Origin of the sequence: Catellatospora sp. TT07R-123, assembly GCF_018327705.1 — a bacterium.
Classification (GTDB): Bacteria; Actinomycetota; Actinomycetes; order Mycobacteriales; family Micromonosporaceae; genus Catellatospora.
Window position 1 is genome coordinate 3,523,646 of the sequence record NZ_BNEM01000001.1, and the last position, 24,685, is coordinate 3,548,330.

Sequence of the window (24,685 nt, forward strand, 5' to 3'; positions counted from 1 at the left end):
GCTTCGCATCGCGGGAAACGTGAGATGGTCTTAGGTATGGCGAAGAAGCCTCCCCGCGACGATGTCGGTGACCAGGACCTGACCGTGCGTGCACCCAAGGACAGCGCGGCCGGCCTGCCCGGGGTGATGCACGGCCTGCGCGCCGCAGGAGCGCAGATGGGCGTACGCCGCTCCGCCCTCACCCTGCTCAAGATGAACCAGGCCGACGGCTTCGACTGCCCCGGCTGCGCCTGGCCGGAGCCCATCCCGGCGCACCGGGCCCACTTCGAGTTCTGCGAGAACGGCGCCAAGGCGGTGGCCGAGGAGGCGACGCTGCGCCGGGTGACCCGCGCGTTCTTCGCCGAGCACGCCGTGGCCGACCTGGCCGGGCGCAGCGACTACTGGCTGGGCCAGCAGGGGCGGCTCACCGAGCCGATGGTGAAGCGACCGGGCGCGACGCACTTCACACCGATCGGCTGGGACGAGGCGTTCACGCTGGCCGCGGACCACCTGCGCGCGATCGAGCCGGACCGGGCGCTGTTCTACACCTCCGGCCGCACCTCCAACGAGGCCGCCTTCCTCTACCAGCTGATGGCGCGGGCGTACGGCACCAACAACCTGCCGGACTGCTCCAACATGTGCCACGAGTCGTCCGGGGTGGCGCTGAACAGCACCATCGGCATGGGCAAGGGCTCGGTGACCCTGGAGGACGTGCACCGGGCCAAGCTGATCGCGGTGGTGGGCCAGAATCCGGGCACCAACCACCCGCGCATGCTCAGCGCCCTGGAGCTCGCCAAGAAGAACGGCGCGAAGATCATCTCAGTGAACCCGCTGCCCGAGGCCGGGCTGATGCGGTTCAAGAACCCGCAGAAGGTCGGCGGGCTGGTCGGCGGCGGCACCCCGCTGGCCGACCTGCACCTGCCGATCCGGGTCGGCGGCGACCTGGCCCTGTTCCAGGCGATCGGCTCGCTGCTGCTGTCGTGGGGCACGGTCGACGAGGACTTCGTCGCGTCGTACACGGCGGGATTCGAGGCCTATGCCGACGCCCTGCGCGAGCTGGACTGGGACCTGGTCCACGCCGCGACCGGCCTGGACCGCGACCAGATCGAGGCCGCGGCGCGGCTGTTCGCCGGCTCCCCCGCCACCATCGTGTGCTGGGCGATGGGCCTGACCCAGGGCCGCGACTCGGTGGCGACCATCCGCGAGGTGGTCAACGTGCAGCTGCTGCGCGGCATGATCGGCCTGCCCGGCGCGGGCCTGTGCCCGGTGCGCGGCCACTCCAACGTCCAGGGCGACCGGACCATGGGCATCTGGCACGAGCCGCCGTCGTGGCTGGGCGCCCTCGGCGAGTCGCTGTCGCTGCCGATGCCGGCCCGGCGGGGGTACGACACGGTCGAGGCGATCCGCGCCATGCGCGACGGCCAGGCGACCGTGTTCATGGCGCTGGGCGGCAACTTCGCCGCCGCCTCGCCCGACACCGGGGTCACCGAGGCGGGGCTGCGCTCGTGCGCGCTGACCGTGCACGTGTCCACCAAGCTCAACCGCTCGCACGTGGTCACCGCCGACCCGCAGACCGTGCTGATCCTGCCCTGCCTGGGCCGCACCGAGCGCGACGTGCAGGCCTCGGGCGAGCAGTTCGTGACGGTCGAGGACTCGATGTCGTGCGTGCACGCCTCGCAGGGCCGCCTCGAACCGGCCGCGCCGCAGCTGCGCTCCGAGGTCGCGATCGTGGCCGGGCTGGCCCGGCACCTGCTGCCCGACTCCACCGTCCCGTGGGAGACGTACGCCGAGGACTACCGCTCGGTGCGGGCCCTGATCGCCGACACCGTGCCCGGCTTCGCCGACTTCGAGGCGAAGGTGCGCGTGCCCGGCGGGTTCACGCTGCCGCACCCGCCGCGCGACGACCGCCGCTTCCCGACCCCGGACGGCAGGGCCCGGTTCACGGCCAGCCCGCTGGAGGTGCTGACGGTGCCGCCGGGCCGCCTGCTGCTCCAGACGCTGCGCAGCCACGACCAGTACAACACCACGATCTACGGCCTGGACGACCGCTACCGCGGGGTGAAGGCGGGCCGCCGGGTGGTCTTCGTCAACCCCGACGACCTGCGCGAGTTCGGCGTGGCCGACGGCGACGTCGTCGACCTGGTGTCGGAGTGGGCCGACGGCGAGCGGGTCGCCGAGTCGTTCCGGGTGATCGCGTACCCGACCGTGCGCGGCTGCGCGGCGACGTACTTCCCCGAGGCGAACGTGCTGGTGCCGCTGGACTCCACGGCCGCCGAATCGAACACCCCGACGTCCAAGCAGGTCGTCGTCAGGCTGCGTACGCGCTGATGGGCCGGGCCAGCGACCGCCGTGCCGTCACCCGGATCGACCTGTCCGGCGGCGCGTCCGCCGCGCGCCGCCCGGACACGCTGGCCGCCGAGGAACCGCTGGAGATCCGGGTCGGGCACCGCGGCGGGCCCCGCCCGCCGCTGGCCGTCACCATGCGCACCCCCGGCGACGAGCTCGACCTCGCCCTGGGCTTCCTGCTCACCGAAGGCGTCATCACCGCACCGGACGACGTGCACACCGCCCAGCTGTGCGCCGGAGCCGAGGTCGAGAACAGCTACAACGTGGTGGACGTGGTGCTGGCCGAGCACGTGCCGCCGCCGCAGGCGGGGACGGAGCGCAACTTCTACACCACCAGCTCGTGCGGGGTCTGCGGCAAGGCCAGCATCGACGCGATCCGGGTGCGCTCGCGCCACGACGTCGCCGCCGACCCGGTGGCGGTCGATCCGGCCGTGCTGGCCGGGCTGCCCGACCGGCTGCGCGGGGCGCAGCGCACGTTCGAGCGCACCGGCGGCCTGCACGCGGCCGGGCTGTTCACGGCCGCCGGGGAGCTGGTGACCGTACGCGAGGACGTCGGGCGCCACAACGCCGTCGACAAGGTGATCGGCGCCGCGCTGCGGGCCGGGCGGCTACCGCTGGCCGGGCACGTGCTGCTGGTCTCCGGCCGCGCCAGCTTCGAGCTGACCCAGAAGGCGTGGCTGGCCGGGATACCGGTCCTGGCCGCGGTGTCGGCGCCCAGCACGCTCGCCGCCGACCTGGCCGACGAGGCCGGGATGACGCTGGTCGGCTTCCTGCGCGGCCCGACCATGAACGTCTACACCCGCCCGGACCGCCTCACCTGACCCGCGCCGCGCCGCCGCGCCACGCCGCCATGCGGGCGCCACGCCGCGCGCCGCGCGCCGCCCCGCACGCGGTTCGTGCAGTTTCGGGGAAAGTGCACGAAAGCGGGCCGTGATTCCTGCACTTTCCCCGAAACTGCACGAACGCCAGTCAGCGGGAGGCGGGGGCGTAGGACCCGTCGGGGGCGACTCGCCAGTGGTCGGGGCCGTCGGTGACCAGGGCGGACGTGGCGGCCAGGCGGCACAGGCGCGTGGCCAGCTCCAGCTCGCTCGCGCCGGTCAGCCGGGCCAGTTCGTCCCCGGCCAGCAGGTCGCAGCCGCCGCCGTCCCCCGGCTCCAGCCGCACGAGCGCGTCGTCCGCGCCGTACGCCTCGGCGAGGGCGGCCCGCAGCCGGTCGGGCCGGGCGTCGGCGGCGAACCGGACGCGGTAGGAGGCCCGCCCGTCCCGCGCCGCCCGCCGGACCAGGTCCACCGCCCCGCCGAGGTAGTCGCGCAGCACGGCGGGCTGGAGGTTCAGCGCCGCCAGCGCGGGCAGGGTGAACGGCACCCGCACCACGTCGTACGTGCCCTTGGCCGGGTTGGCGAACTCGGGGCCGTACCGGTTGGCGGGGTCCATCTCGACCAGGCGGCACGCGTAGAGATGGTGCCGGATGAGGCGACGGCCGTCGGGGCCGGTGCTGTCGCGGATCGTCAGCGGCACCGGTGGCGTGACCACGGCGCGCAGTTCCTCGTCCAGTTCGCGCAGCAGCGCGGCCAGCAGCGAGGCGTCGTGCCGGTCCCGGCCCCCGCCGGGTGTCACCCAGTACGGCTCGGGCTGTTCGGGCCGGGTGCGGCGGAGCAGGATCAGCTCGTCGGCGTCGAGCAGGAGCGCGCTGACCCGATCGCGGTCCGGAACCGTCATGATTCACAGCCTGACCGGTGACCGGGGCGCTTGTCGACCCGCCCGGCGGCATGGTTGAGTCTGCGCCAGTACGTAAGCGCCTTGGTCACCGTCAACGTCACTGGAGTGATCACCATGGCCGACCCGACCGACCCCGCGACCCAGGACGCGCACCTCGAGACGGTCGACATGCTGCTGCACCTGTCGCGGCGCTCGCAGGCGATGGTGGACCGGCTCATCGGCTGCCTGGACCGGATGGGCCAGCAGGAGCACGACCCGGAGCGGCTGAAGAACTTCTTCGAGCTGGACTTCCTGGCCCTGCGGATGCGGCGTAACGACGAGAGCCTGCTGGTGCTCGCCGGGGGCGAGTCGGCGCGCATCCGCCGCGATCCGGTGCCGCTGGAGGAGGTGCTCCAGGGCGCCTGCTCGGAGGTGGAGGACTTCCGCCGGATCGAGTTCGGGGTGGTCGAGCCGGGCCTGGTCGTCGCCGCCCCGGTCGTCAACGACCTGGTGCACCTGCTGGCGGAGCTGTTCGACAACGCGGCCGCGTTCTCCGCGCCCGACACGAAGGTGCTGGTGGAGGTGCGGCGCGTCACGGACCGGGCGGTCATCCTGATCGAGGACCGGGGTATCGGCATCCCCCCGGCGCGCCTGCGCGAACTCAACCAGCGCCTGGCCCAGCCGACCCCGCCCAGCGCGATCACGGTCCGGCAGATGGGCGTCGGGGTGGTCGGCCGGCTGGCCCAGCGGCACGACATCCGGGTCGAGCTGGAGCCCGCGGGTGAGCGCGGCATCGCCGCCTCGGTGGTGCTGCCCTCGCACACTCTGGCGGGATGAGTCCGGGGCGGGCGTAAAACCCGTTCACGGCATCCGGGAGAATGGGGGGACACCCTCAACTCACGGAAAGGACGTGCTGGTCGTGGCTGTAAGCCCCGAGGCCGACTGGGTCTCCCGCTTCGCGGATGAAGTGATCGCCGAGGCGGAGCGTCGCGCGCCGGGCAAACCGATCGTCTGCGCGTCCGGCCTGAGCCCGTCGGGCCCGATCCACCTGGGCAACCTGCGCGAGGTGATGACCCCGCACCTGGTCGCCGACGAGATCCGCCGCCGCGGCCACGAGTGTGTGCACCTGATCTCCTGGGACGACTACGACCGGTTCCGCAAGGTCCCGGCCGGGGTCCCGGGCATCGACGAGACCTGGGCGCAGCACATCGGCAAGCCGCTGACCTCGGTGCCCGCCCCCGCCGGCAGCAGGTACGCCAACTGGGCCGAGCACTTCAAGGCGCCGATGATCGAGTCGCTGGCGCAGCTGGGCGTGGAGTACCACCCGATCAGCCAGACCGAGCAGTACACCACCGGCAAGTACCGCGAGCAGATCCTGCTGGCCATGCGCGAGCGGGCCCGCATCGACGCGGTGCTGGACCGCTACCGCACCAAGAACCGCACCGCCGGGGGCGCCCAGCCGGGCAAGCTCGACGAGGAAGAGGCGGCCGCCGCCGCGGAGGCCGCCGAAGGTTCGGGCGCAGCCGGCGAGGACGACGGCAACACCGTGGCGGGGTACTTCCCGTACAAGCCGTACTGCTCGGTGTGCGACCGCGACCTGACCACGGTGGTGGCGTACGACGACGAGACCACCGAGCTGGACTACACCTGCGCCTGCGGGCACGCCGAGCAGGTCCGGCTGTCCGAGCACAACCGGGGCAAGCTGGTCTGGAAGGTCGACTGGCCGATGCGCTGGGCGTACGAGGGCGTGATCTTCGAGCCCTCGGGCGTGGACCACTCCTCCCCCGGCTCGTCGTTCCAGGTCGGCGGGCAGCTCGTGGGCGAGATCTTCGGCGGCGAGCAGCCGATCGGCCCGATGTACGCCTTCGTCGGCATCTCCGGCATGGCCAAGATGAGCAGCTCGCGCGGCGGCGTGCCGACCGCGGCCGACGCGCTGGACATCATGGAGCCGCCGCTGCTCCGCTGGCTGTACGCCCGCCGCCGCCCGAACCAGTCGTTCAAGATCGCATTCGACCAGGAGATCCAGCGCCTGTACGACGAGTGGGACACCCTCGGCCGCAAGGTCGGCGACGGCACCGCCACCCCGGCCGACGCCGCGGCGTACACCCGCGCCGTGGGCACCGCCGCCGGGCTGCTGCCGGTCACGCCGCACGTGCTGCCGTACCGGACCCTGGCCTCGATCGTGGACGTCACCACCGGCGACGAGGCGCAGACCCTGCGCATCCTGCGCGACCTCGACCCGGCCGACCCGGTCGCCTCGCTGGACGAGACCCGGCCCCGCCTGGACAAGGCCCAGCGCTGGATCACCACGCACGTGCCCGCCGACCAGCGCACCCGCGTGCTGGCCGGGCCGGACACCGCGCGGCTGGCCGAACTCGGCGAGACCGAACGGGAGTCGCTGCGGCTGCTGCTGGCCGGGCTCGACGAGCACTGGTCCCTGGAGGGCCTGACCACCCTGGTGTACGGCGTGCCGAAGGTCATGCTGGGGCTGCCGCCGGACGTCAAGCCGACGCCGGAGCTGAAGACGGCGCAACGGGAGTTCTTCGCGCTGCTGTACCACCTGCTGGTCGGCCGCGACACCGGCCCGCGCCTGCCCACGCTGCTGCTGGCGGTCGGCCCGGACCGCGTCCGCACCCTGCTGACCCCCGCCGCGGCCTGACCCCCACCGCGGCCTGACCGCTCCGGTCCCGCCCACCCGGCTCCACCACCCGCTTTACATAAACGTTGGCCTATCTCATCGAGTTCGATCTTCTCGGAGTCGATGAGATAGGCCAACGTCTTTCAAAGACGGGGCGGGAGCGGGGCGGCGGGGCGGCGGGATGGCGGGATGACGGGGGCGGGGGTCAGGGTTCCAGCAGGCGGGTGCGCAGGGCCTGGACCAGCGGCTCGTCGACGCCCAGCCGCTGCTCGGCGTACCCGCGCACCGACCCGTACCGCTCAGTCAAATCCGCCAGGAACAGCCGCATGACCCCCTCCGGCGCCCGCCCGTATCCCGGCCAGACCGGCGGCCGCCCCATCCGGGCCGTGATGTCCGCCACCAGATGCTCGGTGATCAGGCCCGTCAGCGCGAAATCGGCGACGATCACGTCCTCGGGCACGTCCAGCAGCGACAGCACCAGCGCCGCCACGATCCCGGTCCGGTCCTTGCCCGCGTAGCAGTGGAACACCAGCGGCCCGTCGCCCTCCCCGGCGATCAGCCGCAGCGCCGTGGCCAGCTCCGCCACCCCGTCCTCGGCCACCTCGGCGTACTTGCCCGCCAGGAACGGCACCGGGTCGACCTCCGGCCCCTGGCTGGCCTGCTTGTACGGCCGGTGCTCGACGCTCAGGTTGTGCCAGGTGAAGCTGTCGTGCTCGCGAACCCGGCCGCCGCGCTCGATCTCCCACGGGTAGCGCAGATCGATCACGGTGCGCACACCCAGGGCCAGGAAGGCCGCCCAGTCGTCGTCGTCGAACTTGCCCAGCGTGTCCGACCGGTACAGCCGCCCCCAGGCCACGGTGCGGCCGTCGGCCGTCCGGTAGCCGCCGAGGTCACGGAAGTTGCGTACGCGCTGGAACGGGACATGTCTGCTCACACCGCCCGACTGTACGGCGCCCCCGTTCACCCCGCCGCCCCTTTTGCGCCCGCTGCCGGTTGCCTCGGCGGAGCATCCTGGAACCATGACCAACGAGTGGAACGAGATCGGCGACCGTCTTCAGGGGCTCGGGCTCAAGCTCAAGCTGCACTTCGAGCAGTCCGGCCCCGGCGAGTGGCCCGACGCGCTGATCAAGCTCGGCACCGCGGTCGAGGATCTGTTCAAGACCGCGGGCAACGCCGTACAGGACGAGGCGGTGCGCGCCGACGTCCGCAACGTGGGGCACCTGCTCGCCGACGCGGTCTCCAACACCATCGGGTCGGCCGGGCACGACGTCCGCGGCTGGTTCGACGGGGTACGTGACGGCGGCAGCGGCAGCGGCAAGGAGCCGCCGAAGCCCGAGGACCCCGGCAGCGGCACCCCGGCGAGCTGACCGCCCGCTTGCCGCGCGCCGCTACGTTGGGGCGCATGGCCGAAGGCACGGCACGCAGCGGGTGGCAGAACGGGCTGATGGCGGCGACCGCACTGGTCGCGGCAGCGGGCGGGGCGGTGCTGCTGCTCCTGCTCGTCGGAGCGCAGTCGGCGCCGCTCGGCGTCCTGGCGGCACTGCTGTGGGCGGCCGGTGCCGTGGCGCTCGCGGTGCGGGCGATCCGCGCCGGCGTGTACGCCGAGCCGCCCTTCCTGGTCGTGCGCGGCATGGCCCGGACGTGGCGGATCCCGGCCGCGGACGTGGTCCGGGTGCCGGTGGTCGGGCAGTCCAACGGCCGTGGCGGCCGCTACTGGGCCCCGGTGATCGTGTATCGCACGGCAGACCCGCGGCACCTGACCGCACCACCGACCACGTCGGTCCTGCTGCCATGGCAGGCGGCGGCGACAGAACAGGGCGCACAGCGCCACGCGGACCGGATCGAGGCGGTGGCGGCGCTGGCCCGCGCCGGGGCAACCGGGGGCCGGTAAGCCCCGCACGATCACCGCCACCCGCAATCCCCCTGGTCAGGACAGTCCGTAACCATCGCATCCGTTGCGGGACAACCCAGCCGGCCTCGGCCTGGTAGCGTGCGGCCCCATGATCATCATGGGGGAACGACGATGAACCGAACCAGGATCGTAGTGAGCAGCCTGGTCGTCGCGGCGACGATCGCGCTGTCGGGATGCGACTCGTCATCCGGATCGGAGCCGTCCGCCACCGCGACGGGACCGGTGACCGCGAGCGCCGCCACAGCCGACGACGCGGCCACCGCGAAGGCCTGCGCCGACCTGACGAAGACCATCAAAGAGAACGCGGACAAGGTCGCCGAGGCCGAGAAGATCGGCCCGCCGGCCGGGCACCTCGCGGTGAGTGCGCAGTGGAGCGCGGGCTCGGCCGCGGTCATCGTGGGTTCCATCGGCGCGAACGCGACGGTCGGCGCGGCCGCCGACAAGGTCCAGCAGGAGATGATGCGGCTGGGCGAGGCATACCTGAAATCGGCCACCGCCAAGCCCGGCAAGCAGCAACTGGAAGCCGCCATCGCGGAGCTGACCGCCGCCTGCTCGGCGGCCTGACCGCGTTCCGATCGGCTGCGCTCGTCGACCGGCGGGCACAGCCGATCCACATCCCGCACGTTCATACAAAAAAGAACGCCCAGGTCTTTCGACCCGGGCGTTCTCTCTCCGGTGGAGCCGAGGGGACTCGAACCCCTGACCCCCACACTGCCAGTGTGGTGCGCTACCAGCTGCGCCACGGCCCCTTGTTACTGGTAAGTCCCCGTTTGCCGTTTCCGTGTCCCGGGCACCTGCGAAATAGTACACGGCCCCGGCCCCCCTGCAAAAACGGGTATCCCCCGGCGTGTTGATCACGGCCCCACGGGCATGACACACCGTCGACCCCGACCATAAGTTCATGATCAACGGTGCAGGCCTGCCCGACGGCGGGGGGGTCAGTTGAGGGTGGGGTTGGGGGGGTAGTTGGCCAGGGCGGAGGTGATGCCGCCCTGGCGGCGGAGGACCAGGGGCCACAGGTCTTCGGGCTGGGTGCGGAAGGGGTCGCTGGGGAGGGCCTCGAAGACGAGCCAGGAGCCCTCGGTGATCTCCTGTTCGAGCTGCCCGGCGGCCCAGCCGGCGTAGCCGTGGTAGACCCGGACGCACTCCAGGCGCTGGCCGACCCGGGCCGGGTCGCGACTGAGGTCCACGGTCCCGATCTGGCCCATCACGCGGCTGAAGCCGACGAAGCCCGCCACCCCGGCGCGGGCGCGGGCCACGCAGATCGCCGAGTCGGTGCCGACGGGGCCGCCCTCGAAGAGGACCCCGGGCTCGCGCAGCAGTGACTCCCAGCCCGGCAGGACGTCGCCCACCGGGGCCTCGGTGGGCCGGTTCAGCACCACCCCCAGCGCTCCGTCGGCCTCGTGGGCCAGCACGAAGACGACCGTACGCTCGAAGTTCGGGTCGTTCAGTGTGGGCAGGGCAACCAGCAGGTGCCCGGTCAGTGACTCCACCCCGTATCGCCCCGAACCTTTCCCCGCCTTGTCATGCCACGTGGTGTGTGGCTCTCCCGACGCCATGACTGGCACGATATCCGCCCGGACCCGGCATGGTTAGGGTCTCGACACGGCTTCTGCGGCGGATATCGCCACTGTCGGCGATTGGACAGCGTCTGCCCCGGGCGCGGCGGCGGACGGCCATCGCCGTAACGCGATAGTCCTACACTTTGCGGATGCTGCTGACCGGTGCCATCCGACCCGACCTGCCACTGCTCGCCGTGGCTCTGCCGGAGGAGGCCGAGCACCTGAACTCGCCGTACCCGGTGCTGCTGACCGGGGTCGGCAAGGTGCAGGCGGCGCTGTCGGTGACCCGGGCGCTGGCGGCGGGGCCGCGGCCCCGCGAGATCATCAATCTGGGTACGGCCGGCGCGCTGCACCCGGGCCTGACCGGCATCCACCTGGTCAGCCGGGTGGTGCAGCACGACTTCGACTCCAGCGGCATCACGGCGCTGACCGGGCACACGTTCGGCGCTCCGATCGACCTGGCCGGCCAGGGGCCCGTGCTGGCCACGGGGGACGTGTTCGTCTCCGACCCGCAGCTGCGGGCCGCGCTCGCCCGCTCGGCGGCGCTGGTCGACATGGAGGGCTACGCCGTGGCCGCCGCCGCCTCGGCGTTCGGCGTGCCGGTGCGCCTGGTCAAGCAGGTCAGTGACGAAGCAGACGGGCAGGCGTTCCGGAGCTGGAACGCGGCGGTGAGCGAGTGCTCGAAGGCGCTGGGCGCGTGGCTGGCGGGAGACGTCCGCGCGGCCTAGGTCTCCCCGCCCAGGTCGATTCCGTATGCCTGGTAGAGCACGTCCGCGCTGTGCTGCCGGTATGCGACGAGCCGCTCGGCGAGCCGCTCCTCAGTGCCGTGGTCCAGCGGGCGTGCCGACACCGCGTCGAGCAGGGCGCGCCGGTCGTCCTCCAGCGCCCGCACCCGGTGGACCAGGCGCGGAGCGTCCCTGACGACCTCGCCCAGCCCGTGTGCGGGCCCGAGCACGGCAGCTCTCATCTCGTCCAGTGGATCGGTGGCCATGGCTCACCCCCGCCGACCGCGAAACGTCCTTACGTTCGATGGTCACGCCGGTTCGCGGCGATGTCCACCCTTTGCCCATGTTTGAACGAACGTTCAGCCACCTGCCCGGCCGGGCGCGCGGCACGGCCGGACAGGTGGCGGTGCGCGCTACTCCCAGCGGAAGAGCCGGATCGCCAGCAGCCAGGTGACCACGATGTATCCGGCCAGCACCGCCAGGTGCAGCGGCTGCGGCCAGTGGCCCACGGCGGCGTCGCCCATCGCCTGCACCCCGGCGCCCAGCGGCGTCAGGTCGCTGACGTGGCGCAGCCCCGGCGGCATCGCCTCGCGGGGCACCCACAGCCCGCCGAAGAACAGGATCGGGAAGAACAGCACCGAGCCGATACCCTGCGCCACCTTGACGCCCGGCACGGCGGACGCCACGAGCAGCCCGATCCCGAACAGCGCCGCCGCCGACAGCACCAGCGCCAGCACCCACGCCACCGGGTTGCCCGGCAGCGCCACCCCGAACACCAGCCGCCCCAGCACCAGCACCGCCGCCGTCCCGAGCGCCATCAGCACCAGGTGCACCAGCAGCTGCGCCGCGAGCAGGTCGCGCGGCCGGGCCGGGGTGACCGACAGCCGCCGCAGCACCCCGCGCTCGCGGTAGGTGACCAGCTGCGCGGGCAGCATCGTCAGCGCGATCGTGCCCAGCGCCATCGCGATGAGGATCGGCACGTACAGGTCGATCACGCGGAGGCCGCCCAGGCCCGGGTCGGGCTGGCGGAAGCCGGGGACGCTGCCGAGGATCACCAGGATCAGCGGGGTCAGCAGGATGCCGAATATCACCGCGGCGGGGTCGCGCAGGAACAGGCGCGCCTCCATCCGGACCAGCTTGTTCATGCCGTCGCTTCCGTCAGTGCGATGAACGCGTCTTCCAGCCCGGCCTGCTCCACGCGCAGCTCGGTGGGGGTGATGCCCTGGCGGGCCAGTTCGGTGACCACGGCCAGCAGCACGTCGCGCCCGGCCACCACCAGTTCGCCGCCCTCGCGGGCCGCGGAGTCGACGCCGGGCAGGGCGGCCAGCGCCGCCGTGTCCACGGCCGACGGCGCGCGGAACAGCACCCGCTGCCCGGCCGCGACCCGGCCCACCAGCCCGTCAGGGGTGTCCACGGCGGCCACCCGGCCCTCGTGGATGACGGCGATGCGGTCGCACAGCCGCCGGGCCTCGTCCATGAAGTGGGTGACCAGCACGATGGTCACCCCCCGGGCCCGCACCTGCTCGATCAGGGCCCAGGTGTCGCGGCGGGCCTGTGGGTCCAGGCCGGTGGTGAGCTCGTCCAGGATCGCGACGCGCGGCGAGCCGATCAGGGCCAGCGCGATCGACAGCCGCTGCTTCTGGCCGCCGGACAACTTGCCGTACGCGGTGCCGCGCGCCTGCTCCAGGCCGAGTTCGGCCAGCAGCCGGGCCGGGTCGGCCGGGTCCGGGTAGAACGAGGCGAACAGGTCCAGCGCCTCGGCGACGCGGATGCGCTCGGGCAGCGCCGCCTCCTGCAACTGCACGCCGAGCACCCGGCGCAGCCGCTCGCGGTCGGCGTCGCGGTGCGGGTCGAGGCCGTGCACCCGCACGGTGCCGCCGTCGGGGCGGCGCAGGCCGCTGACGCACTCGACCGTGGTGGTCTTGCCGGCGCCGTTGCGGCCCAGGATGCCGAAGATCTCGCCCTCGGCGACGGTGAAGCTCACCCCGTCCACGACGGTACGGTCGCCGTACCGCTTGGTCAGGTCGGTTACTTCGATGACGGTCATGGCGACGACGCTAGGTCCGGCGACCTGGCGCGGTAATGCGTCCGGCCCCACGATGGGGGTGGTGCCAGCCCCACCCCCATGGCGGGGCTCACGGGCACTGTGCGATCGGCGCGGCGGCCGCCAGACTGGCCCGGTGATGAGACAGCGGGCAGCCGTACACGGCCTGGCGGTGCTGCGCGGCCTGCAACTGGTGGTCCTGGCGCTGGCCGGGCTGGTGGTCTTCGCCGGGCAGCTGGTCGCGATCGTGCCCGGCTTCGGGCTGGGCATGGTCTTCCTGCTGCCGGGGCCGCTGCTGCTGGCGCGGCACTTCACCGGGTACGCCCGGACCCGGCTCGACCGCTGGACCGGCATCCCCTCCCCCGCCGACTACGTGCCCGAGCCGCCGCCCCCGCAGCGGCAGCCCGACGGCCTCTACCGCCACGACCGGCAGCTCTACCGCGGGCCCCGGATACCCCGGTTCATGGCCCGGCTGGAGTGGGTGCTCGGCGACACCGGCACCTGGCGCGACCTGCGCTGGCAGCTGCTGCACCCGGTCACCGGCGGCGCGCTGGCGCTGCTGCCCGCGGCCCTGCTCGTCATCGGCCCGCTGCTGCTGTGGCGCGGCCTGCCCGACTGGGCGGCGCTGCCCGGGGTGGACCGTGGCACGGCCGCGATCGTGCTCGGCTGCCTGGCGCTGCTGCTCGGCCCGCTGATCGCGCCCGGGGCGGTACGCGCCAGCGGCTACGTCAGCCGCGCCCTGCTCACCCGGGGCGGCCGCTGGCGGCGCGCGCTCGGCGACCTGCTCAAAGGCTGGTTCCAGCGGTACGGCCTGGCCTCGGTGCGGCTCCTGGCGCTGCTCGGGCTGACCCTGCTCGGCCTGCCGGTGCTGGTGCTCAGCACGCTCGGGCTGATCCTCGGGTACGGCCTGGGCCTGATCTTCGTGATCCCGCCCGCGCTGAGCGGGATGCGCTGGCTCGCCGACTGGCGGCGGCACCTGGCGGGGTCCTGGTCCGGGGTGCCCGTGCCGCGCCCCTACCTGCCCCGGCCGCCGCTGGAGCGCGGCCCCGACGGGATGTACCGCGTCGGCAAGCACCTCTACCAGACCGAGCAGGTGGCCGCGTTCCACCAGCGGATGGAGTGGCTGTCGCGGGACCGGGCCACCTGGCGCGACCTGCTGTGGCTGGAGACCGACCCGATCGCGGCGCTGCTCCTGCTGGTCCCGCCCGTGATCCTGGTGGTGTACGGCATCTGGGGCCTGGCCATGCCGCGTCTGTGGATGGACCTGCTGCCCATCCCGGAGTACGGCGACGACTGGTACGGCAAGCTGAACGGCTCCGCCACCGCGGCGATCCCGGTCGGCCTGCTGATGGCCGTGGTCGGCAGCCGCCTGGCCCCGCTGGTGCTGCGGCTGCACGGCCGCTGGACCGCGCTGCTGCTCGCCCCGACCAGGGGTGCGCTGCTGGCGCAGCGGGTGGCCAGCCTGACCCGGTCCCGCGCCGACGCCGTCGACGCGCAGGCCGCCGAGCTGCGCCGGATCGAGCGCGACCTGCACGACGGCGCCCAGGCCCGGCTGGTGGCGCTGGGCATGACCCTCGGCGCGGCCGAGCAGCTCGTGGACACCGATCCGGCGGCCGCGAAGGTGCTGCTGGCGCGGGGCCGGGACTCGGCCGCCACCGCGCTGCGGGAGCTGCGCGAGCTGGTCCGGGGCATCTACCCGCCGGTGCTGGCCGAACGCGGCCTGGCCGACGCCGTACGCGCGCTCGCGCTGGACACTCCCCTGCCGGTGACCGTCACCGCCGACCTGCCGCACCGCCTGAGCGCCCCGCTGGAGTCGGCGGCGTACTTCGCCGTCGCGGAGGCGCTGACCAACGCGGTCCGCCACGCCGGGGCCGGCTCGATCGCCGTGGCGATGTCCGCCGGCACCGTGCTGCGGATCACGGTCGCCGACGACGGCGCGGGCGGCGCCGACCCGGGCCGGGGCAGCGGCCTGAGCGGCATCGAGCGCCGCCTGGGTATGTTCGACGGCGTCCTCACCGTCGACAGCCCGCCCGGCGGCCCCACCCGGCTCACCATGGAGATCCCATGCGCGTCGTCCTCGCCGAGGACCTCTACCTCCTCCGAGAGGGTCTGATCCAGCTGCTCCAGGCGCACGGGGCGACCGTGGTCGCCGCCGTCGAGACCGGGCCGGAACTGCTGGCCGCGCTGATCACGCACCGGCCCGACGTCGCCGTCGTCGACGTACGGCTGCCGCCCACGCACACCGACGAGGGGCTGCGGGCGGCGCTGGCGGCCCGGCGCGAGATCCCGGGGCTGCCGGTGCTGGTCCTGTCGCAGCACGTGGAACAGCTGTACGCCCGCGAACTGCTGGCCGACGGCTCCGGCGGGATCGGATACCTGCTCAAGGACCGGGTGCTCAACGCCGGGCAGTTCCTCGACGCGGTGCGCCGCGTCGCCGCCGGGGGCACCGCGATGGACCCCGACGTGATCGCGCGGCTGCTGTCCGGCGGACGCGCCAAGGCGCCGGTGGCGGCGCTGACCGCCCGCGAGCGCGAGGTGCTCGGGCTGATGGCCGAGGGCCGCTCCAACACCGCGATCGCCCGCACCCTGTACGTCTCCGAGGGCGCCGTCGGCAAGCACATCGCGAGCATCTTCACCAAGCTCGACCTGACCCAGTCCGACGACGACAACCGCCGCGTCCTGGCCGTCCTCGCCCACCTCGCCGACGCCTCCCCCCACCCGTAGCGGGGGCGGAAACGGCGAAGGCCGGTGCCCACCTGGTGGTGGGCACCGGCCTCGACGGTGGAGGTGCCGGGAATCGAACCCGGGTCCATCGCCGCATCGCCAGGGCTTCTCCGAGCGCAGCTCACTAGGTCTCTACTCGGCCCCACCGATCACATGAGCAAGACGGTGTGACGGGCCCAGTCGCGATTGATCTCGCCTTGGCAGCCCCGCGACGGGGCCATCTCGGCCAGCCCATTAGCTGATGCCGGTGACCAGGCCATGGGCTCTCCTGGACCGACAGACTAGCTACTCGTCTCAGGCGACGAGAGCGTAGTCAGCGCGCTTAGCGTTGGCGCTTATACGTTTCCGACGACGATTTTCGAGACGACGTCGGCTTCCTCGGCTCGCTTCTCCTGCCTCAACGTACGATGTCGAAACCTGTCACCCCCGTGGGGATAACACACGGCGAGGTGCACCGTGCACCCCAAGCCTAACGCCCGCCCCGGGCGCTGTCATTCCGGTATCCGGAGTGTCAGCCGCGGACGCAGGCGAACCCGTTGATCGTGCAGCCCTTGGCCGACTGGCCGACCGCCAGCAGCGCCGGGAACCGGATCGAGAAGGTGACGCTGGCCCCGGGTGCCAGGCTGCGCGAGGCCGCCACCGGCACGATCGTCACCTGCGTGCCCGCCTGCGTCGACTGCACCTGGGTGGCCGACCGGTTCTCGACCGCGCGGTCACCCGGCATGGTCAGCACGACCGTCCACCCGTCCGCGGCGCGGTTGCCCGGGTTGCGGACGGTCACCTCGGTGTCGAACCCGCCCAGCCCGAGCAGCGCGATCGTCTTGTACGTGGCGTTCACGGGCGCGTCCGGCCCGGCTGTGACGGTTATCTCCGGGATCGGGGTCGGGGTGCCGCCGGCCGCGACCGGGCTCGGCGACGCCGAGGTGCCGGTGCCGTTCGGCACGGTGCCGGGCGTCGCGGCGGGGCTGCCGGTGGTGGCGGCGTCCGAGCCGCCGGGCTGCACGCCGAGGCCCACGCCGTAGTGCTCCTCCCCGGCCGCGACCGGTTCGCCGCCGCCGCTGTTGCCGATCATCACGGCCACCGCCGAGCTGGCCAGCACGACCAGGATCGCGGCGCCGATCAGCGAGAGCAGCCGCATCCGCCGGTTGGGCGCGGGCTGCGCGGGCCGCGCGGCGGGCGGCAGCACGGCGGTGTCGCGGCGGCGCGGGATCACCGTGTGCAGGTCGGCCACGACGCCGCCGAGGTCGACCTCGCCCTCGGCGAGGCGGTCCAGCACGATGGGCAGCCGCTCGCCGAACAGCAGCTGGTACGACCGGCGCAGCTCGCGCCGCCGCCGGGTCCCGTCCACCCCGAAGAACCCGGCCTGCACCACCGTCAGCCGGCAGCCGCCGTCGGTCTCGGCCAGCGTCCACGTCATCTCGGTATGGGTGTGGTCGTCGCGCCAGTGCATGGCCAGCCGCTCGGCCTCGACCACCTCGACGACGTCGGCGTCGAAGGCGGATTCGAGCCCGGCCAGCCCCGGCGGCGGGAACGCACGATACGTGTTGCCGGGCACCGCGGCCAGGTCGGTGGGCATGAACCACTCGCCGAGCAGGCGCACGTCGGTGAGCGCCCGCCACACCCGAGACCGCGGGTGCGCCAGGTCCACATCGATGCGCAGCTCAGTCACGCTCCGACTATAGGGCCGTCACTGTGGTCAACGCAGCCCCCGATCGGCGTCCGTCCGGCGCCCGATGGTCAACCGCAGGAAACCTCGTTCACGCTGCGGGGATCCGGGCGGCCGCGCGTCAGTTCGCGGCGCAGGTGCCGCCGTCCACGGTGCACGAGACCACCGCGAAGTCGGTGCCGGTGCCGGTGCGCGTGCCCGTCATGCCGAACGACACCGACGCGCCCGGGGCGAGCTTGCCGCCGTTCTGCGGGGCGAACTCCCAGACGTTGTCCGGGCCGGCGCTGGGCACCGTCGACCAGACCGCCCAGATCGGGACGACGGCGTCGGCGGGCAGCTTGATCCGCACCCGCCAGTCGGCCGGGGCGCTGCCGGTGTTTCTGATCGTGACGGTGAGCTGGAACCCCTTCCACCACGGGCTCATCGCGTACGTCGCCGCCAGCGCGCCGCCCGTGCCGCCGCCGGCGGGCGGGGCGCCCACCGGGGAGCTGCCCGGCGACGCGCCCGCCGACGGCGAGCCGCCGAGGCTGGCGGCGACCGACGGGCTGGCCCCGGCGCTGGGCGAACCCGGCGGCGGGGCGGTGTGCGACGGCTGCGGTGGCGAGGTCGGCGCCGGGCTGGGCGTCATCACGCCGAACCCGTCGACGAACCCGGCGCCGCCCGAGGCGGACGGTCCGGTCATCGGGTATGACAGCTCCGGGGCGCCGGACGGCTTCACCAGCGCCCAGGCGCCCGCGCCGGAGACCAGCAGCGCGGCGGTGGCCAGCCCGATGATGATCGGCTGCCGGCCGGGCCGGGCCCGGTCCGGGCTGCGCTCACTGCGGGCCAGCTCCTCCACGGTGGGCGGCAGCAGCGCGGTGTCGTCGTCCTCGCGAAGGCGATGCTTGCTCACGTCCGGCGACGCTACCGCCCCGGCGCCAGCCCGACGATCAGCTATCCGACCCAATCCGGTCGGTCGGCACGCCACCCGCTGGTAACCGGGCGGAAATCAGCCGCACTCAGCTGCGGCACTCAGCTGCGGCCTTTGGCCCGGCGGCCGAGCTCCCGGCTGATCTCGCGGTTGGCGTCCCGCTTGGCGATGTCCTGGCGCTTGTCGTATTCCTTCTTACCGCGCGCCAGCCCCAGCTCGACCTTGGCCCAGCCGTCCTTGAAGTACATGGACAGCGGCACCAGGGTCAGGCCGCCCTCGCGCGTCTTGGTGATCAGACGCACGATCTCCTTGTGGTTGAGCAGCAGCTTGCGGGTGCGCCGGGGGGCGTGGTTGGTCCAGGTGCCCATCACGTACTCGGGGATGTGCAGCTGGTGCAGGTACAGCTCGTTGTCGCGCTCCTGGCCGAACGCGTCGACCAGCGAGGCACGGCCCAGCCGCAGCGACTTCACCTCGGTGCCCATCAGCTGGATGCCCGCCTCGACGGTCTCGAGGATGGTGTAGTCGTGGTACGCCTTGCGGTTGGACGCGATCACTTTGCGCCCCTGCTCCCGCGGCATGACCGCCCCCTCTCACCGACATCGGGCAACCCGCCAACAATACCGATCACCCAAAGCACCCGCACCGGGATATGCCCGGCCACCGGCGGCTTCCGTCCGCCCGGCCAGCAGCTCAGCAGAGGCAGCCGGGGAGCCAGCCCAGGGGTTGGATGGGGTCGCCGTCGCGGCGTACCTCGAAGTGCAGGTGGGTGCCGGTGGAGGCGCCGGTGGTGCCGACCCGGCCGATGAGCTGGCCGCCGCGCACCTTCTGCCCGACCGACACCAGGATCTTGGACTGGTGGCCGTAGCAGGTGGAGATCACGTGCCCGTCCTTGCGGCCGTGGGTGATGCAGGTGTAGTTGCCGTAGCCGCCGTTCCAGCCCGCCGTGGCCACCGTGCCGCCCGCCGCCGCGTAGATCGGCTGGCCGCCGTCGGCGGCGATGTCGACCCCGGCGTGCAGCTGCCACGTGCGGTAGTACGGATCGAACCGCATGCCGAAGTCGCTGGACTTCCAGCCCCGCGTCGGCATGAGCAGCTTGGCCCCGGCGTGCAGCACCGGCACGAACTGGCCGTACTGCTCCTGCCAGGCGCGCAGCTGGGCGGCGATCTCCTCGCTCTGCTGCTTGACCTCGTCGTAGCGGCGCTGCACGTCGGCCTTCTCCGCCTCGGCGGCCGCGACCGCCTTCTCCCGGCGCTTCGACAGGTCCCGCAGGTCGCGCTCGGCCTGCTCGGCCTCGGCACGGGCGTCCTGCGCCTCCTTCAGCGCGGCCCGCGCGACCTGGTTGGCCTCCTCCGCCGTACGCCGCCGCAGTTCGGCCTCGTTGGTGACCTGCTTGGCGTCGCGCCGGGCGACCATGTAGCCGTCGATCGCCTCCTTGCGCATCTGGCCGAGCTGGCGGATCAGGTCCCCGCGGATCAGGAACTCCTGCGGCCGGGTCGCCGCCAGCAGCAGGTTGAACTCGGCCACGTCGGCCCCGTGCATGGTCGCGACGGCGAACCGCGCCATCCGGTCGCGCCCGGCCGCCACCCCCTGCACCGCCGCCTGGTACCGCTGGTCGGTGGCCTGCCAGGCCGCGGTGGCGGCGTCGGCCTTGCGCTGCGCGGTGGCGGCCCTGGTATCGGCGACGACGACGGCCCCCTTGGCCGTGACGATGCGCTCCTGCGCGGCGGGCAGCGCGGCGTTGGTCTCGGCGAGCTGCCGCGCGGCGGTGCGCGCCTGCTCGGAGACCGACTCCAGCAGCGCGCTGGTCTTGGCCAGCTCCCTGTCGGCGCGCTTCATGTCGTCGCTCGGGTCGTCGGGCGCGGCCGTGGCCGGCAGCCCGGTCAGGACCACCGCGACGGCGCACAGCAGCACCGGTACGAGTCGACGCCAGCCCACGGCACCCTCCCGCATCTCGACTGGGATTCACCCTACTGCGTCGATACGGGGCAATTCGCCACAAAAACGCACCATGAACGTACGGAGCGACAAAAAACCGGCCCGCCGCGGGAGAAGACTCCCGGGGCGGGCCGGTCTGCGGTGCGGTCCGCGACTAGACGCGGATGTAGAAGCGCAGGGTGACCCAGGCGGTGACGGCGCTGACGACCGACCCGATACCGGCCAGGATCGGCAGCATCATGTTGACGTTGCCCCAGCTCACGGGCAGCAGCAGGTCCGTCAGTGCGGCCAGCTTGTGGTCGATGAGCACGACCTTGCCGACCACCAGCATCACGTAGGCCAGGAGCGAGCCGAGCACGGCGGCGAACACGGCCTCCAGCACGAACGGCGCCTGGATGAACCAGTTCGACGCGCCGACCAGCTTCATGACGGCCACCTCGCGGCGCTTGCTGTACGCGGCGACCTGGATGGTGTTGGCCACCAGCAGCAGCGCGGCGATGCCCATCGCACCGGCGACGACCAGCGACATGGTCTGGATCGAGCCGAGGATGTCGAAGATCTTCTGGAGCAGCTTCTGCTGGTCCACCACGTTGTCGACGCCTTCGAGGCCGCCGTAGGTGGTGTTGATCTTATCGAACTGCTGCGGGTCCTTCAGGCTGACGCGGAACGAGGCGGGCAGCTCCGTCGGACCGATCGCGGCGACCAGGTCGGGGGTGTCACGGAACTGCTGCTTGAAGTTCTCGTACGCCATCTCCTGGGTCTCGTAGATGACGCTCTTGACCAGGGGGTCGCTGTCGAGCTGGGTCTTGATCGCCGAGACCTTGTCCTCGGCGACGCCCTTGTCGAGGTAGATGGACACCTCGACCTGCTCGTAGTAGTGCCCCTTCATCTCGTCGACCTGCATGTACATGAGCAGGCTGGCGCCGAGCATGGTCAGCGACACGATCATGGTGATGATCATGGCGACCGTCATCGTGACGTTGCGCCACAGCCCGACCAGCACCTCGGCGAGGACATACTTCGCACGCATCGGGGGGATTCCTCCGGTATATACGGTCAGATCGTCAGGACAGGCAGCGGGCGGGCCGGGGGACGGCCCGCGGCCGATCAGCCGTAGACGCCTCGGGCCTGGTCTCGAACGATCCGGCCGCCTTCGATCTCGATGACGCGGCGGCGCATCTGGTTCACGATGTTGGAGTCATGGGTGACCATGACGACGGTGGTGCCGGTCCGGTTGATCCGGTCGAGCAACCGCATGATCTCGATGGACGTGTCCGGGTCGAGGTTACCGGTGGGCTCGTCGGCGAGCAGGATCAGCGGGCGGTTCACGAACGCCCGCGCGACCGCGACACGCTGCTGCTCGCCACCGGAGAGCTCGTGCGGGTAGCGGTGCTCCTTGCCGCCCAGGCCGACCAGTTCCAGCACCTCGGGCACGACCCGGCGCGCGACCGCCTTGGACTTGCCGATGACCTCCAGGGCGAACGCGACGTTCTCGTACGCCGTCTTGTTCGGCAGGAGGCGGAAGTCCTGGAACACACAGCCGATGGAGCGCCGGAAGCTGGGGATCTTCCAGGAGCGCATCGAGCTGATCTCTTTGCCGTTCACGAAGACCTTGCCCTTGTTGGGCTTGATCTCGTGCAGCATGAGTTTGACGATGCTTGATTTGCCGGAGCCGGACGGACCGATGAAGAAGACGAAGTCTCCCTTCTCGATCGAGACCGACACGTCGTCCAGTGATGGCCGGGACGCCTTCGGGTAGGTCTTGGTCACGTGCTCAAGTCGAATCACGGGCGAGAGTCTACGCGGTGTTGCGGCTTCGCCAAGTCCGGCGTGGCTCGCTTGACGGTATTGCCGTGAATGTTCCTGGAAAATTCCGTGATCGACTCGTGATCAACGCTTACGGTGCGTAGTCGAACGACCCGTCTAGCCGATGGTGCGCACTAGTACGGGGTGTCGCCCGGACGGCGTACCCGCGACACGGCGAAGGCTGCCGTCGGATCGACGACAGCCTTCACGGCGCTGGAACGGATCAGGCGGTTTCGAGCTGGCGCTGCTTGCGCCAGCGGATGCCCGCCTCGACGAAGCTGTCGATCTCGCCGTCGAAGACGGCCGTCGGGTTGCCCGTCTCGAACTCGGTGCGCAGGTCCTTGACCATCTGGTACGGGTGCAGCACGTACGACCGCATCTGGTCGCCCCACGAGCCGGCCGCGTCGGTCTTCAGCCCGTCCAGCTTCGCCTGCTCCTCCTGGCGCTTGCGCTCCAGCAGCCGCGCCTGGAGGACCCGCAGCGCCGACGCCTTGTTCTGGAGCTGCGACTTCTCGTTCTGGCAGGTCACCACGATGCCGGTGGGGATGTGCGTGATGCGCACGGCCGAGTCGGTGGTGTTGACGCTCTGGCCGCCGGGGCCGCTGGAGCGGTACACGTCCACGCGGATCTCGTTCTCGGCGATGTCGACGTGGTCGGACTGCTCCACGACGGGCAGCACCTCGACCCCGGCGAAGCTGGTCTGGCGCCGCCCCTGGTTGTCGAACGGGCTGATGCGCACCAGCCGGTGCGTGCCCGACTCCACCGACAGCGTGCCGTACGCGTACGGCGCCTTGACCGCGAAGGTCGCCGACTTCAGGCCCGCCTCCTCCGCGTACGAGGTGTCGTAGACCTCGGTCGGGAAGCCGTGGCGCTCGGCCCAGCGCAGGTACATGCGCAGCAGCATCTCGGCGAAGTCGGCCGCGTCCACGCCGCCCGCGCCGGCCCGGATCGCCACCAGCGCCTCGCGGGAGTCGTACTCCCCGGACAGCAGGGTGCGGACCTCCAGCTCCTCGACCGCCTTGGCCAGCGAGGCCAGTTCCGTGCCGACCTCGGCCAGCGAGCCGGCGTCGCTCTCGGCCTGCGCCAGCTCCAGCAGCACCCCGGCGTCGTCGATCCGGCCGCGCAGCCGCTCCAGCCGCCCGATCTCGCCGTTGACGTACGACAGCCGCGACGTGACCTCCTGCGCCTTGACCTGGTCGTCCCACAGATCGGGCGCCGAGGCGGCCTCCTCCAGCTGGTCCTTGTCCCGGCGCAGCCGGTTGATGTCGAGCACGGACTCGATGTTGCGCATGGTCGCGTCGAGGGACTTGAGCTGATCGGCGTAGTCGGCAGTCACAGCACAAGACTAGTAGGGACCGCCACCGTTGACTTCCTCCCCCGCCCTTGGGCGGAGACTCCCTTGGTCACCCTCGGGGTTTCCTGCTTCGCTGCCGACCGCCCCGCACGGGAGGAGTCCCGTTGAGGTCTTACACCGGCTCCACAGGCCGACACCGCCAGCCCGGCGGCCAGGATGTTCTTCGCGGCGTTAACGTCACGATCATGGGTCGTGCCGCAACGGCACGTCCAAATCCGCACCTCGAGTGGCATCCGGTCGGCGAGGACACCGCATGCCGAGCACAGCTTCGAACTAGGGAACCAGCGGTCGACCACAATGAGGTTCCGTCCGTACCACACCGCCTTGCACTCCAGCATCATGCGCAACTGCCGCCAGGCCACGTCCGAGATCGCTCGCGCCAGGCTGTGATTCTTGACCATGTTGCGCACTTGCAGATCCTCGATCACGAGCGTTTGATTTTCGCGCACGAGTCGAGTGGTTAGTTGGTGCAGGTGGTCGCGGCGCCGGTCGCTGATGCGGGCGTACGCCCGGGCGACCCTGACCCGAGCCTTGGCCCGATTAGCGCCCTCACCCGGGGCCTTTCGGGCGAGTTTTCGTTGTGCGCGAGCGAGCCGCTTGCGGTCGCGTTGCTCATGCCTAGGGTTGGTGATCTTCTCACCGGTCGACAGGACGAGGAGGTGCTCGATCCCGGCGTCGATGCCCACCGCCCGATCGATGACAGGCAGCGGCCGGACCGTGGGGTCGTCGCACAGCAGCGACACCCACCAGCGCCCCGCCGGGTCCTGGCTGATCGTCACCGTCGACGGCCGTACGCCTTCAGGTATGGGACGTGACCAGACGATGTTCAGCGGCTCGGACATCTTTGCCAGCGTCAGCCGTCCGTCACGATAGCGAAACGCACTGGCCGTGTACTCAGCGCTGCGGCGGGACCTGCGCTTGGACTTGAACCGCGGGTAGCGGGCGCGCTTGGCGAAGAAATTGTCGAACGCGGTCTGCAGGTGCCGCAGTGTCTGCTGCAGCGGCACCGCCGACACCTCGTTGAGGTAAGCCATCTCCTCGGTGGCTTTCCAGGCGGTCAGCATCGCCGAAGTCGCACCGTACCCGACCTGCTCGCGACGATCGGCCCAGGCCTCGGACCGGGCCGCCAGGGCCAGGTTGTAAACCTTGCGCACGCATCCGAACGTGCGCGACAGCAGCGCCGCCTGCGCATCCGTTGGATAGAAGCGGTACCGAAACGCTCGCTTCACCCGTGCGGTCACGGCCGCAAGCTATCAACACCCTCCGACACTCCATACCCGCCCGCAGATGCCGCCGCGCCACGCGCCTGGGACCGCGCTTGACAACCCGGCAGGCAACCAAGATAGTAAAGTTGGTTGCCAATTGCGAACGTTCTTTCAACGAGCG

Annotated in this window: 24 protein-coding genes, 1 tRNA gene and 1 other RNA gene; 10 read left to right on the plus strand and 16 right to left on the minus strand. The window is 71.9% G+C overall.

The genetic code is table 11. The features are described 5' to 3' along the window. Nucleotides 1-36 precede the first annotated feature (36 nt). Together Cs7R123_RS15085 and fdhD are read left to right on the plus strand one after the other, a co-directional pair. A complete protein-coding gene (locus Cs7R123_RS15085; RefSeq protein ID WP_212827075.1) occupies nucleotides 37-2,307 on the plus strand; it encodes an FdhF/YdeP family oxidoreductase in 2,271 nt (756 codons plus the stop codon). After that, nucleotides 2,307-3,146: a formate dehydrogenase accessory sulfurtransferase FdhD gene (gene fdhD, locus Cs7R123_RS15090; RefSeq protein ID WP_212827077.1), complete on the plus strand. Its 840-nt coding sequence runs from the start codon at nucleotides 2,307-2,309 to the stop codon at nucleotides 3,144-3,146. Before Cs7R123_RS15085 ends, fdhD begins: the two co-directional genes overlap by 1 nt. Before the next feature lie 148 nt (nucleotides 3,147-3,294). On the opposite strand, the gene Cs7R123_RS15095 is transcribed toward fdhD, so the two are convergent. Continuing rightward, nucleotides 3,295-4,044, minus strand: a complete 750-nt coding sequence (locus tag Cs7R123_RS15095) for an NUDIX domain-containing protein (RefSeq protein WP_212827079.1) — start codon at nucleotides 4,042-4,044, stop codon at nucleotides 3,295-3,297. Between the two features lie 81 nt (nucleotides 4,045-4,125). Between Cs7R123_RS15095 and Cs7R123_RS15100 the strand changes: the two genes are divergently transcribed. Beyond that, nucleotides 4,126-4,860: a sensor histidine kinase KdpD gene (locus Cs7R123_RS15100; RefSeq protein ID WP_244871837.1), complete on the plus strand. Its 735-nt coding sequence runs from the start codon at nucleotides 4,126-4,128 to the stop codon at nucleotides 4,858-4,860. An 82-nt stretch (nucleotides 4,861-4,942) separates the two neighbouring features. Next, a complete protein-coding gene (lysS, locus tag Cs7R123_RS15105; protein ID WP_212827081.1) occupies nucleotides 4,943-6,682 on the plus strand; it encodes a lysine--tRNA ligase in 1,740 nt (579 codons plus the stop codon). Between the two features lie 184 nt (nucleotides 6,683-6,866). Here lysS and Cs7R123_RS15110 read toward each other — a convergent pair whose 3' ends face one another. Continuing rightward, nucleotides 6,867-7,595, minus strand: coding sequence for a tyrosine-protein phosphatase (locus Cs7R123_RS15110; RefSeq protein WP_244871838.1), 729 nt, complete (start codon nucleotides 7,593-7,595; stop codon nucleotides 6,867-6,869). Nucleotides 7,596-7,680: 85 nt separating this feature from the next. Here Cs7R123_RS15110 and Cs7R123_RS15115 point away from each other — a divergent pair, with 85 nt between their 5' ends. From Cs7R123_RS15115 to Cs7R123_RS15125, 3 genes are all read left to right on the plus strand, one after another. Next, nucleotides 7,681-8,028, plus strand: coding sequence for a hypothetical protein (locus Cs7R123_RS15115; RefSeq protein ID WP_212827085.1), 348 nt, complete (start codon nucleotides 7,681-7,683; stop codon nucleotides 8,026-8,028). 35 nt (nucleotides 8,029-8,063) lie between these two features. Then, entirely contained in the window at nucleotides 8,064-8,552 is a 489-nt protein-coding gene (locus Cs7R123_RS15120; protein WP_212827087.1) for a hypothetical protein, read from the plus strand. A 132-nt stretch (nucleotides 8,553-8,684) separates the two neighbouring features. Continuing rightward, on the plus strand, nucleotides 8,685-9,137 hold the full coding sequence (locus Cs7R123_RS15125) for a hypothetical protein (protein WP_212829312.1): 453 nt from the start codon (nucleotides 8,685-8,687) through the stop codon (nucleotides 9,135-9,137). A 112-nt stretch (nucleotides 9,138-9,249) separates the two neighbouring features. On the opposite strand, the gene Cs7R123_RS15130 is transcribed toward Cs7R123_RS15125, so the two are convergent. Both Cs7R123_RS15130 and Cs7R123_RS15135 read right to left on the minus strand, forming a co-directional pair. Further along, nucleotides 9,250-9,322: transfer RNA gene (locus tag Cs7R123_RS15130), tRNA-Ala, on the minus strand. Between the two features lie 189 nt (nucleotides 9,323-9,511). Next, nucleotides 9,512-10,132, minus strand: a complete 621-nt coding sequence (locus tag Cs7R123_RS15135) for a YqgE/AlgH family protein (protein ID WP_212827089.1) — start codon at nucleotides 10,130-10,132, stop codon at nucleotides 9,512-9,514. A gap of 152 nt (nucleotides 10,133-10,284) precedes the next feature. Between Cs7R123_RS15135 and Cs7R123_RS15140 the strand changes: the two genes are divergently transcribed. Next, a complete protein-coding gene (locus Cs7R123_RS15140; RefSeq protein ID WP_212827091.1) occupies nucleotides 10,285-10,863 on the plus strand; it encodes a nucleosidase in 579 nt (192 codons plus the stop codon). Here the strand turns inward: Cs7R123_RS15140 and Cs7R123_RS15145 are convergent. From Cs7R123_RS15145 to Cs7R123_RS15155, 3 genes are all read right to left on the minus strand, one after another. Then, nucleotides 10,860-11,126, minus strand: a complete 267-nt coding sequence (locus tag Cs7R123_RS15145) for a hypothetical protein (RefSeq protein WP_212827092.1) — start codon at nucleotides 11,124-11,126, stop codon at nucleotides 10,860-10,862. The two genes, Cs7R123_RS15140 and Cs7R123_RS15145, sit on opposite strands and share 4 nt — an antisense overlap. Nucleotides 11,127-11,273: 147 nt before the next feature. Beyond that, a complete protein-coding gene (locus Cs7R123_RS15150) occupies nucleotides 11,274-12,005 on the minus strand; it encodes an ABC transporter permease (RefSeq protein WP_212827094.1) in 732 nt (243 codons plus the stop codon). Then, nucleotides 12,002-12,907 (minus strand): ABC transporter ATP-binding protein, encoded by a 906-nt coding sequence (locus Cs7R123_RS15155; RefSeq protein ID WP_212827096.1) that lies wholly within the window; start codon nucleotides 12,905-12,907, stop codon nucleotides 12,002-12,004. Before Cs7R123_RS15155 ends, Cs7R123_RS15150 begins: the two co-directional genes overlap by 4 nt. Nucleotides 12,908-13,043: 136 nt before the next feature. Here Cs7R123_RS15155 and Cs7R123_RS15160 point away from each other — a divergent pair, with 136 nt between their 5' ends. Then, nucleotides 13,044-15,017, plus strand: coding sequence for a sensor domain-containing protein (locus Cs7R123_RS15160; RefSeq protein ID WP_244872008.1), 1,974 nt, complete (start codon nucleotides 13,044-13,046; stop codon nucleotides 15,015-15,017). Next, a complete protein-coding gene (locus tag Cs7R123_RS15165; RefSeq protein WP_212827100.1) occupies nucleotides 14,969-15,628 on the plus strand; it encodes a response regulator transcription factor in 660 nt (219 codons plus the stop codon). The genes Cs7R123_RS15160 and Cs7R123_RS15165 overlap by 49 nt, the downstream gene beginning before the upstream one ends. A 55-nt stretch (nucleotides 15,629-15,683) precedes the next feature. On the opposite strand, the gene ssrA is transcribed toward Cs7R123_RS15165, so the two are convergent. The 9 genes from ssrA to Cs7R123_RS15210 all read right to left on the minus strand — a co-directional run bounded on the left by ssrA (nucleotide 15,684) and on the right by Cs7R123_RS15210 (nucleotide 24,540). Continuing rightward, nucleotides 15,684-16,056, minus strand: a transfer-messenger RNA (tmRNA) gene (ssrA, locus tag Cs7R123_RS15170). An 83-nt stretch (nucleotides 16,057-16,139) separates the two neighbouring features. Further along, on the minus strand, nucleotides 16,140-17,297 hold the full coding sequence (locus Cs7R123_RS15175) for an SRPBCC domain-containing protein (protein WP_212827102.1): 1,158 nt from the start codon (nucleotides 17,295-17,297) through the stop codon (nucleotides 16,140-16,142). A gap of 118 nt (nucleotides 17,298-17,415) precedes the next feature. Then, nucleotides 17,416-18,186 (minus strand): cellulose binding domain-containing protein, encoded by a 771-nt coding sequence (locus Cs7R123_RS15180; RefSeq protein WP_212827104.1) that lies wholly within the window; start codon nucleotides 18,184-18,186, stop codon nucleotides 17,416-17,418. 119 nt (nucleotides 18,187-18,305) lie between these two features. Next, the gene (smpB, locus tag Cs7R123_RS15185; RefSeq protein WP_212827106.1) at nucleotides 18,306-18,782 is read right to left on the minus strand and encodes an SsrA-binding protein SmpB; all 477 of its coding nucleotides are present in this window, start codon (nucleotides 18,780-18,782) and stop codon (nucleotides 18,306-18,308) included. Between the two features lie 112 nt (nucleotides 18,783-18,894). Continuing rightward, nucleotides 18,895-20,139, minus strand: a complete 1,245-nt coding sequence (locus Cs7R123_RS15190) for a M23 family metallopeptidase (RefSeq protein WP_212827107.1) — start codon at nucleotides 20,137-20,139, stop codon at nucleotides 18,895-18,897. 154 nt (nucleotides 20,140-20,293) lie between these two features. Then, nucleotides 20,294-21,169 carry a permease-like cell division protein FtsX gene (gene ftsX, locus Cs7R123_RS15195; protein WP_212827109.1) on the minus strand — a complete coding sequence of 292 codons (876 nt, stop codon included), beginning with the start codon at nucleotides 21,167-21,169 and terminating at the stop codon, nucleotides 20,294-20,296. A gap of 77 nt (nucleotides 21,170-21,246) precedes the next feature. Beyond that, a complete protein-coding gene (gene ftsE / locus Cs7R123_RS15200) occupies nucleotides 21,247-21,927 on the minus strand; it encodes a cell division ATP-binding protein FtsE (RefSeq protein WP_203689272.1) in 681 nt (226 codons plus the stop codon). Between the two features lie 241 nt (nucleotides 21,928-22,168). Next, nucleotides 22,169-23,281 (minus strand): peptide chain release factor 2, encoded by a 1,113-nt coding sequence (gene prfB / locus Cs7R123_RS15205; protein WP_280517299.1) that lies wholly within the window; start codon nucleotides 23,279-23,281, stop codon nucleotides 22,169-22,171. Then, entirely contained in the window at nucleotides 23,278-24,540 is a 1,263-nt protein-coding gene (locus Cs7R123_RS15210) for an RNA-guided endonuclease TnpB family protein (protein WP_212827111.1), read from the minus strand. The genes prfB and Cs7R123_RS15210 overlap by 4 nt, the downstream gene beginning before the upstream one ends. Nucleotides 24,541-24,685: the final 145 nt, after the last annotated feature.